We start from the raw sequence: 6,741 nt of genomic DNA on the forward strand, positions 1-6,741 counted from the left end.
AATATTATGCAAATAGCAATCAGTCAAACAATTAAGAATGAGTGCAAGGATTATTTCTACATCACCCTTGGACTCTTGCTTTACACATTTGGATGGACCATCTTTCTGCTTCCATACCAGATAGTAACGGGTGGCGTAACGGGTATCGCAGCCGTGATTTACTACGGCACGGGGATACCTATCTATTTGTCTTATTTTCTCATCAATGCCGCCTTGCTGCTTGCAGCGCTGAAGATACTGGGATTCAAGTTCATGGTGAAGACCATCTACGCCATCATCATGCTCTCCGTGTTCCTGGCGCTGGCGCAAGACTGGATGATAGGTGAAGATGGCAAGATGGTGCAGATATTGGGAGAGGGACAGGACTTCATGTCGCTCATCATCGGCTGTCTGTTTACGGGTTTATCACTCGCCATCGTCTTTCTGCATAATGGAAGTACAGGTGGAACGGATATCATTGCTGCCATCGTCAACAAATATCACAACATCTCGCTGGGCCGTGTGCTTATCTTCGTGGATCTCCTCATCGTGGGCAGTTCATTCTTCGTCTTCAATGCAAAACCAGAGTTTACCGCGATAGACGCTGTTAGAAAGGTAGTATTCGGTCTCTGTACGATGGTGATAGAAAACCTGGTACTCGACTATGTGATGAATGCCAAGCGAGAGAGTGTACAGTTTATGATATTCAGCAAAAAATATCAGGAGATAGCCAATGCCATCGGTATGCAGATGGATCATGGCGTAACCATTCTCGATGGCCACGGCTGGTACACGGGCAACGAGATGAAGGTGCTCTGTATCCTAGCAAAGAAGAACGAGAGCGTCACCATCTTCCGTATCGTCAAGATCATCGACCCAAATGCCTTTGTAAGTCAGAGTGCCGTCATCGGTGTGTATGGCGAGGGATTTGATGAGATGAAGGTGAAAATCAAAGATAAAGACATTAAAACAATTAAAAGTTAAAAGTTTATAGCGGCTTCGCCGTATACAAGAAGCACTATTGCAAGAATGCCCTATAAACTATTAACTATAAATTATAAACTTATGAAAAGGATAGTTTTTGCAACAAATAACCAGCATAAACTCCAGGAGATTCGCGACATCCTGGGCAGCGACTACGAGGTAGTATCGCTGAAGGAGATAGGATGCGACGTAGATATTCCTGAAACAGGCAACACATTGGAAGAGAATGCCTTGCAGAAGGCGCAGTATGTTTATGACCATTACCACGTAAGTTGCTTTGCCGATGATACCGGTCTGGAGGTAGAGGCACTTGATGGTGCCCCTGGCGTTCATAGTGCCCGCTATGCTGAGGGTACCGACCACGACAGTGAGGCTAACATGGCTAAGCTGTTGAGAGAACTGGACGGCAAGGAAAACCGCCAGGCCCGTTTCCGCACCGTCATCTGCTACATCGAAAAGCAGGATGTATGTCCTTGCGGCTGCACCAGCATCAAGAAAATCCACCAGTTCGAGGGTATCGTAAACGGCCATATCGCCACCGAGAAGCATGGTACCGAAGGCTTCGGCTACGACCCAATCTTCGTTCCGGAAGGCTATGACAAGAGCTTTGCCGAGCTAGGTGAGGAAATCAAGAACGGCATCAGTCACAGAGCCAGAGCCGTGGCGAAATTGGTAGAGTATTTGAAAAAGAAATAAGATTCATTCTTGTTCAATACAGAATAGAATAACATTATAACAAAGAAAAGGCATCATGATCAGGACACTCAATTCCCTGCGATTCATTCTTATCCTAATGATTGTGATTTCGCATTCCACCCTACCCATATCCCAAGATTTAATCAATTACTTGGGCGAGTTTCCTGTTGCCATTTTCTTTGTTATCAGTGGTTTTGTACTCTCTTTAAGCAAAGGAGAAAAACTACAGAAAGAAGTATTGGGAAACAGAAATTTTTTCCTTTCCCGTATCATCAAACTCTATCCTCTGCATATTCTGATTCTCGCCATTCTCATATTAATGGATTGGCGATTAGGGCGTATATTACCATGGTATCAGATTCTATCCCATTCGCTGTTGATACAAACCTGGTATCCGGCACATGACTTTATGGCTCATCTCAATGCAGCTACATGGTTTATTTCTGATCTTATCTTCTTCTATCTTATATTTAAGTATTTATACGCTTGGATTATGCGACATTCCTGGTTATACTTATTAGCAACAATAAGTATATATATGGCAGTTTATATCAGTATCTCGCTCTGTGCACAAGCAGATTATTCAGCCGGCTACATTTATGCCCACCCATTATTCAGAATGATAGATTTCATGATAGGTATCCTTTTATATAAAGCATACAGATCAGAAAAAGGTAAAAAAATAGCAGATAAGATAACAAACTCAACTTCTTTCTGGCAAGTAAACCTATCGGATATGGGAGTGGTATTGCTGTTTATCGCAATGTATTTCCTATCAATCCATTGCAATCCGAACATTCGCTGTGCCATTATTTATTGGATACCATCAGCCATAACCGTGTTCTATTTTACAGCAAGAGATCAAGGTAAAGGTTGTTTTATTAGGATATTCCATAATAAACTCTTGCTATGGCTAGGCAGCATCAGTTTTGAAATATTTCTCTGTCATAATCTCTGCTTTCGCATCATACAGAGTATATTTCTTAAACGATATGGAGAAGGAAATCCACATCAAGAATTCCAATTCATCCTATCCCTCGCTTTTATTATCCTCACAGCATGGATAGCAAAGAAAGCCATCGTTTTACCCATCCAGCATCAACTTCAAAAATATCTATAAGTATCTGTTTATAAAAACAATAAATATATGAAAAAGATCAATCAATTTAGCATCTTATTAATAGCTTGCTTAACAGCAAGTATGACATCTTATGCACAATTCAAAATCAATGGTAAGTCTGTTGTATATGATAAATTATCCAATAGCTATATGACTAGTATTCCAGAAGAAACGTTTGGAAAGGATTATACTGCCATCATCACACTGGATACAGACTCAGCATGGAATAATCTGAGTATAGAGAATACAAAAATAGAAAACACTTTTGTATTCAAAGAGATAGAAGGTAACAAGGAATATACCCTGAAAGCAAAAAAAGGACAACAAGATATTAATACTAAAATTACCTTTACATTCTTGCCTATTATCGACTTAAAGGGAACATTTGATTATAACTATTCAAATGGAAAACTCTCTTTGTTAGCCCCAGAAGAAACTGAACCTGTAACAACATTTCTCAAGGCCAAATGGAGAGGAGGCTCTACCAATACTGCTGATAAACATAAGAGAAACTATAAAATTAAAACCCTTAATGAAAAGGGGAAAAAACAGGAAATTTCTTTATTAGGAATGCGAGAAGATAACAACTGGATATTAGACGCAGGACAAGTGGATTTGTTTCGCTTAAGAAATCGTATCGCTACTGAAATTTGGAATGAGTTTGCCAGTAAACCATACTATACATCAAAAGAACCAAAAGCCAAGAGTGGAGTAGCAGGAAAAGTTGTAGAAGTAATTCTTAACAACGAATACCGAGGAATTTATTCATTGACAGAAACAATGGATAGAAAGGAACTTAAGTTAAAGAAATATGATGATATCAATCAGGAGTTTCATGGTCAGCTATGGAAGGTAAGCAGTTGGGATAAAGCGCAATTTTGGAATATAGATAAAGACTATGACAATACAAAAGAAACTTGGCATGCTTTCGAAACCAAATATCCAGATTTTGAAGATGTCAATCCTACTGATTATACTCATCTTTATAATGCTATCAACTTTGTAGCAAACAGCAATGACGAAATATTTAAGAAAGAAGTGTCAGAATACTTTGATATTCCAGTACTCATTGATTATCAGATATTTCTTGAGGTTCTTAAGCCTATAGACAATTGTGGAAAAAATATGTACTGGGGGATATATGATGTAGCGAGAGACAAAAAGTTAACACTTGCCATCTGGGACTTAGATGCTAGTGTTGGACAAGATTGGCATTGCTCTACCCCACTCCATCCTGACTATGTTTCACCTGATACTGAACTAGGAATAAAAGAAGCTTTCAACTTATATACAAGGCTTTCCACACTAAATGTGGATAACTATAACCAGAAAGTAGCTGACAGATACCACGAATTAAGAAAAACTTATTTCAGCGAGGAAAATCTTATAGCCAAATATCAGAATCATTATGATATGTTGGCAAAATGTGGTGCTGCCAACAGAGAAGAGAGAAAATGGTCAGAAGATTCAGACATAGGAGGTTATCCGCTTAATTTTAAAAAAGAAATAGAATATATCAAAAATTGGATTATCCAAAGACTCAATTATCTTGATACAACTCAATTTCCGAGTACAAATGGAATTCAAAAAGTCCTATCTTTCAAAAAAACAAAGAGCACAGAAACCTATAATATGCTAGGTTTGAAGGTAAATACTTCGTATAAAGGGATAAAAATTATTAATGGAAAGAAATATTATATTTCACAATAAATAGTTATATTTGCAGTTAATATAGTATTAGGCTTTAAAACAACAGAAAATGAAGACAATAACATTATTAATTACAATACTATTCATGACACTTCCCTTATCGGCCATAGATAAGGGAAGTTGGGAAATATACACCAGTTATAACGATATAACAGAAATCGAACCAGCAGGAAACCAAGTGTTTGCCTTAGCGTCTAACGGACTTTTCTCTTATCATATAAAAAATGGTTCAGTTACTACATACGATAAAGCAAACACTCTTTCTGACTTTGATATTAATCATATTGCTTGGAATAAAAATACAAAAAAGTTGGTAATCACATATACCAATGGAAATATTGACTTATTGGATGCCAATGGAAATATAATTAATATACCTGATTTGTATCTGAAAAGTATGACTGATAATAAACAGATAAACCATATATATATAAGTGGGACAAATGCTTATTTATCTCTCCCTTTTGGAATTATTAAATTAGATACAAAAGAAGGAAAAATACTCGATACATACAAGTTGGGCTTTAATGTTAACTATAGTTATATAGAAGACAACTGCCTTTATGCTGCTTCGAAAGAAGCTGGCTTATACAGAGGAGTTTTAAAGAATAACTTGATAGATAAGAATAATTGGGAAAAAGCCGGTAATTTCAAAGAACAAACAATGAATTCTACTAACGTCTATGATACAACTAATAAGTATTGGTGGACGGTAAAAGAAGGTAAATTGACTTACTATACCCTGAATACAGATAAGGAAAAAATATATCAAACAGAAGGTATTATTCCTGATGGGCCTGCATCTAACAAATTCTACCGTTTATATATTAATAAAAATAAATTATATGCAGTAGCAGGTGCTTGGTCACAAGAAAAAAACTGTAATAACATGGGAGAAGTACATGTCTGGAATGGAGAAAAATGGGAAGAATTTGAGCAACCTTCAGATGCTTCATTAGGACATCGATACAGAGACCTGCTCTGTCTTGACTTTGATCCATCAAAAGAAGGACATATCATGGTAGGTTCAAAGGCTGGATTATATGAATTTCAAGATGGAAAATTCATTAAGTGTTACAATAAAGACAATACAAGCGTTATTACATCACCTTTGAGTAAAAGTTATACTATTATTTCATCTGTAAAATATGATACAACAGGAAAATTATGGCTTTTAAATAGCTTAGGAGATAATTCAATCCTGTCATTTGATCAATCTACTCAAGAATGGAAAAACTATCCTCATACAGAAATAGGTTCTAATGACAGATATAATTTGACAGGATTAATTATCGATGAGAATAATGGGAATATGTGGTTTGTAAACAATTTTTATGAAAAGAATAGACTATATAAATATAACTATAATACAGATGAATTAACAATGTATGGAGCTACATTTACCAATGAGGATGGAAAAAATATTACCCCAATTTACGTACATAGTTTGGCAGAAGACAGAAATGGTAATATTTGGATAGGAACAACATCTGGTCCTCTTTATTTTTCAATGTCAGACATCAAAAATGGTAACAATATATTTACACAACATAAAGTACCTCGTAATGATAATACTAATTATGCAGACTATCTATTAGATAATAGTAATATACGTTGTATAGCAGTAGACGGAGCAAACCAGAAATGGTTCGGTACCGATAATGGAGTATATTTGGTTAGTGATGATTGCAATACACAAATTTATCATTTTGATACAGATAATTCTCCATTAATATCGAATATTGTATATAGTATTGCTGTCAATAACAATACAGGAAAGGTATATTTTGCTACAGATAAAGGACTGTGCTCTTTCAATAATGGAATTGTCGGTTCTAACTCTGAAATGATCAAAGATAATGTCTACGCATATCCAAACCCGGTGAAACCAGATTATACTGGCAAAATAAACATCGTTGGTTTATCTTTCAATGCTAATATTAAAATTGTATCAACAAATGGAACTTTAATAAACGAAGGCAGAAGTGCAGGAGGCAGTTATTCCTGGGATGGTTGTGACCTAAACGGCAAGAAAGTAGCCAGCGGTATCTACATGGTAGAAACTGCGACAGAGAGTGGTGAAAAAGGAATTGTTTGTAAAATAGCTATTATTCGATAAAAGGCAGACCAATGGAGAGTGTAAATTAAACTGTGTCAAGCTACAATAAAAGTAGTTTAACACAGTTTTTATATTATGGACAACTTAGAAATTGATTACAAGAAAGCAGCTCAGCAGTTGCGTAGTGGTGAAG

General features: G+C 36.3%; 5 protein-coding genes. All 5 read left to right on the forward strand.

The window, feature by feature from the left end; genetic code table 11:
• The first annotated feature begins 6 nt into the window (after positions 1 to 6).
• The 5 genes from NNC77_RS14140 (at position 7) to NNC77_RS14160 (ending at position 6,608) form a co-directional block, all read left to right on the forward strand.
• Positions 7 to 963 carry a YitT family protein gene (locus NNC77_RS14140; RefSeq protein ID WP_254971453.1) on the forward strand — a complete coding sequence of 319 codons (957 nt, stop codon included), beginning with the start codon at positions 7 to 9 and terminating at the stop codon, positions 961 to 963.
• An 81-nt stretch (positions 964 to 1,044) separates the two neighbouring features.
• On the forward strand, positions 1,045 to 1,659 hold the full coding sequence (locus NNC77_RS14145) for a non-canonical purine NTP diphosphatase (protein ID WP_144154705.1): 615 nt from the start codon (positions 1,045 to 1,047) through the stop codon (positions 1,657 to 1,659).
• 55 nt (positions 1,660 to 1,714) lie between these two features.
• Positions 1,715 to 2,779, forward strand: coding sequence for an acyltransferase family protein (locus tag NNC77_RS14150; protein ID WP_254971451.1), 1,065 nt, complete (start codon positions 1,715 to 1,717; stop codon positions 2,777 to 2,779).
• A 27-nt stretch (positions 2,780 to 2,806) separates the two neighbouring features.
• Entirely contained in the window at positions 2,807 to 4,489 is a 1,683-nt protein-coding gene (locus NNC77_RS14155) for a CotH kinase family protein (RefSeq protein ID WP_022120496.1), read from the forward strand.
• 49 nt (positions 4,490 to 4,538) lie between these two features.
• A complete protein-coding gene (locus NNC77_RS14160; RefSeq protein ID WP_254971450.1) occupies positions 4,539 to 6,608 on the forward strand; it encodes a two-component regulator propeller domain-containing protein in 2,070 nt (689 codons plus the stop codon).
• Positions 6,609 to 6,741: the final 133 nt, after the last annotated feature.

Origin of the sequence: Segatella copri (assembly GCF_024330485.1) — a bacterium.
GTDB classification, from domain to species: domain Bacteria; phylum Bacteroidota; class Bacteroidia; order Bacteroidales; family Bacteroidaceae; genus Prevotella; species Prevotella copri_L.

Bases quoted from the DNA above. Each gene is read 5' to 3' on its own strand.
- NNC77_RS14160 (WP_254971450.1), top strand. From the start codon at position 4,539: ATGAAGACAATAACATTATTAATTACAATACTATTCATGACACTTCCC.
- NNC77_RS14155 (WP_022120496.1), top strand. From the start codon at position 2,807: ATGAAAAAGATCAATCAATTTAGCATCTTATTAATAGCTTGCTTAACA.
- NNC77_RS14150 (WP_254971451.1), top strand. From the start codon at position 1,715: ATGATCAGGACACTCAATTCCCTGCGATTCATTCTTATCCTAATGATT.
- NNC77_RS14140 (WP_254971453.1), top strand. From the start codon at position 7: ATGCAAATAGCAATCAGTCAAACAATTAAGAATGAGTGCAAGGATTAT.
- NNC77_RS14145 (WP_144154705.1), top strand. From the start codon at position 1,045: ATGAAAAGGATAGTTTTTGCAACAAATAACCAGCATAAACTCCAGGAG.